The organism is uncultured Albimonas sp. (genome assembly GCF_963977235.1).
Classification (GTDB): domain Bacteria; phylum Pseudomonadota; class Alphaproteobacteria; order Rhodobacterales; family Rhodobacteraceae; genus Albimonas.
The window spans coordinates 1-3,269 of record NZ_CAXBOD010000134.1 but is presented as its reverse complement, the minus strand read 5'-3'; the positions used below and the strand labels follow the sequence as shown (position 1 = coordinate 3,269).

Below are 3,269 nucleotides of genomic sequence, written 5' to 3'. Positions count from 1 at the left end.
GGGGTCAAGGACAAGCCGGCTTCGCCGGTCGCTTCGCGATCCCTGACCCCTGCGGGCGAGTCGCTCTGATCGGCATCAGCGACGGACGGCTCCGGAGAACAGGCGCTCGCGCGGGGTGTTGCGCCGGGCGCCGGGGGGCGCCCGGGATTGGCGGGGCGCTCAGGGTTGGGGCGCGAGACGCGCCCGGGATCCGGGTCGGGAAGGGACGGCGCCCCGCGCGGGGGCGGAGCGCCGGAGGCGGCCTCAGCCGCGCTTCTGGATCGCGCGGTCGGCGCGGGACACCTGCTTGGGATGGCAGTTGCGCGAGCCCGAGCGGCGGCCCTCCTGGTTGTAGGTCACCGTGCAGCCGTCGTTGAAGCTGACCGTGGCCGAGCCGTTGGAATGCCGGTTCACCGTCAGCCCGCCGCCGCCGCGCGCTTCGGAGTCGTCCTGCACCGCGTCGTCGGCGCGCTCGACCTGGCCCGGCCGGCAGGCCTGCGAGCCCGAGCGCCGGCCGCTCTCGTTGTAGGTGACGATGCAGCCGTTGTCGTAGCGCACGGTGTAGGAGCCGTTGGCGTGACGGTTCACCTGCGGCGCGCCGCCGCCGGGCTGGGCCTTGAGCGGCTCCTGCTGGGCGCAGGCGGAGAGGGCGAGGAGCGCCGAAGCGGCGACGAGGGGGAGTGCTCTGATCATCATGGCGGGCATGGTAACGCAGGCCGCGCGGCTGTCACGCGACGATTTCATGGCGGAGACGAGGCGCCGGGGCCGCACGCGGGGCCGGAGGGCGGGGGCCCGGGGGCGGGGCAGGCGCGAGGGGGGGCAGGCGAAGACGCGCCTCCGCCCTCCACGGTCCCCCGCGCGCGAAGAGCGCCCACAGGATCGGGCGAACCTCGCCCCTGCCTTGGCCCCGTCAAGCCTTTCCCGCCATCGCGGGGCGACGGCCGGAGCGCGCCTGCCCGACGTCGCCCGAAACGCAAACCGCCCCGCGCGAGGGCGCGGGGCCCGAAACGCAAACCGCCCCGCGCGAGGGCGCGGGGCGGGGCGGGGCGGTCTCGATGCCGAAAAGAAGGCGGGCTCAGGCGCCCGAGGCGGCCTTGGCGACCTCGGCGGCGAAGTCCTCTTCTTCCTTCTCGATGCCTTCGCCGACCTCGACGCGGGCGAAGCCCACGACCTTGATGTCGGCGCCGGCCTCGGCGACCGCCTTCTCGACCGACAGGTCGGGATTGATCACGAAGGACTGCTTCAGCAGGCAGACCTCCTGGAAGTACTTGTTCAGGCGGCCCACGATCATCTTCTCGATCACCGCGTCGGGCTTGCCGGACTCGCGCGCCTGCTCGGTCAGCACGGCCTTCTCGCGCTCGACCAGCGCGGGGTCGAGGTCGGCCTCCGACAGCGAGGCGGGGTTGGTGGCCGCGACATGCATCGCGACCTGCTTGCCGATCGTCTCCATCGCGGCCTGGTCCGAGCCGGTCAGCGCCACCAGCACGCCGATCTTGCCCATGTTGGGCGCGGCGGCGTTGTGCACGTAGGAGGCGACCACGTCGCCCTCGAGCCGCGCCATCCGGCGCACCGACATGTTCTCGCCGATGGTGGCGATCTTGGCGGTCACGGTGTCGGCCACGGACTTGCCGCCGAGATCGGCGGCCAGCAGACCCTCGAGATCCTTAACGCCGGTCGCGGCCTGCGCGATCTTCGAGACCATCTCCTGGAACTCGGCGTTGCGGGCCACGAAATCGGTCTCGGCGTTGACCTCGACGGCCACGCCCACGCCCTGGGCCGAGGCGACGGCCACCAGGCCCTCGGCGGCGGTGCGCCCGGACTTCTTGGCGGCCTTGGCCAGGCCCTTGGTGCGCAGCCAGTCGATCGAGGCCTCCATGTCGCCGTCGTTCTCGACCAGGGCCTTCTTCGCGTCCATCATGCCCGCGCCGGTCGTGTCGCGGAGTTCCTTCACCATCGCAGCGGTGATCGCCATCGTCTCTCTCCTGATCCGTGCCTTGCGCCCGGAGGGGCCCTCGGCCTTGCGCCCGGCGGGGGCCTCGCGCGAATCCCGCGCGCCGGCCCCGGGCGTCCGGGGGCTTGGGTCCACGCCCGCGCTTCGCCGGTCAAGCGCCGCGGGCGTCATGCTTGCGTCATAGTTTCCCCGGGGGAGGGGAAGGGCGCCGCGCCTCCCCCCGGCGCGAAGGCGGCCGGGGGGAGGGCAGGGCGCCGGCCGGGCCGGGGCCCGGGCGTCGCGTCAGCTCAGGCCTGGGCCTCGGTCGGCTCGGCGGCCGGGGCCTCCTCGGCGGCGAAGTCTTCCTCGGGAAGCTCCTCCATCTCGCCCAGGTCGAACCCGCTCTCGCCCATCGCCGCGGCCATGCCGTCGAGCGCGGCGCGCGAGGCCAGGTCGCAATACAGCGAAATGGCGCGCGAGGCGTCGTCGTTGCCCGGCACCGGGTAGGCGATGCCCGTGGGATCCGAGTTGGTGTCGAGCACGGCGACCACCGGAATCCCCAGCTTGTTCGCCTCGGCGACGGCCAGGTCTTCCTTGTTGGTGTCGATCACGAAGATCAGGTCGGGAACGCCGCCCATCTCGCGGATGCCGCCCAGCGAGGCGTGGAGCTTGTTGCGCTCGCGCTCCAGCGACAGACGCTCGCGCTTGGTGAAGCCCTCGGCGCCGGCGTCGAAGATCTCGTCGAGCTTGCGCAGACGCTCGATCGAGTTCGAGACGGTCTTCCAGTTGGTCAGCGTGCCGCCGAGCCAACGGTGGTTCATGTAGTACTGGGCGCAGCGCTCGGCGGCCTCGGCCAGCGGCTGGGCCGCCTGGCGCTTGGTGCCCACGAACAGCACGCGGCCGCCCTTGGCGACGGTGTCGCGGATGGCCTGCAGCGCGGCGTCCAGCAGCGGGACGGTCTGCGTCAGGTCCATGATGTGGATGCCGTTGCGCTCGCCATAGATGTAGGCGCCCATCTTCGGGTTCCAGCGGTGGGTCTGGTGGCCGAAGTGAACGCCGCACTCGAGCAGCTGACGAAGGGAGAACTCAGGCAGGGCCATGGTTCGTCTGTTCCTTTCCGGTTTTCGCCTCTGCGGGGGTGCAGACGCCGAAGGGCGTCCAACCGGAGGACCTGCCGGGATGTCTCCCCGACCGGCCCGACCCCGCATGCGGATTTGGGTGGCGCGCCACTACGCCCCGCCCGTCCCCGAGTCAAGCCCGCAGCCCTCCCGCGCCCCGCCAGCCACGCTCTTGCGCAACGCCCGACACCCCTCGCAAAGCGCCTGTTCTCCGGAGCCGTCTCTCGCGGATGCCGATCAGA

The 3,269-nt window shown here is 72.3% G+C and carries 3 protein-coding genes; all 3 read right to left on the bottom strand.

The window, feature by feature from the left end:
* Window positions 1-243: 243 nt before the first annotated feature.
* Complete coding sequence (locus AAC134_RS23675; RefSeq protein ID WP_339952251.1) at window positions 244-672, bottom strand: hypothetical protein; 429 nt, start codon at window positions 670-672, stop codon at window positions 244-246.
* Between the two features lie 382 nt (window positions 673-1,054).
* A complete protein-coding gene (tsf, locus tag AAC134_RS23670; protein ID WP_339952249.1) occupies window positions 1,055-1,951 on the bottom strand; it encodes a translation elongation factor Ts in 897 nt (298 codons plus the stop codon).
* A 266-nt stretch (window positions 1,952-2,217) separates the two neighbouring features.
* Window positions 2,218-3,009 (bottom strand): 30S ribosomal protein S2, encoded by a 792-nt coding sequence (rpsB, locus tag AAC134_RS23665; protein ID WP_339952247.1) that lies wholly within the window; start codon window positions 3,007-3,009, stop codon window positions 2,218-2,220.
* Window positions 3,010-3,269: the final 260 nt, after the last annotated feature.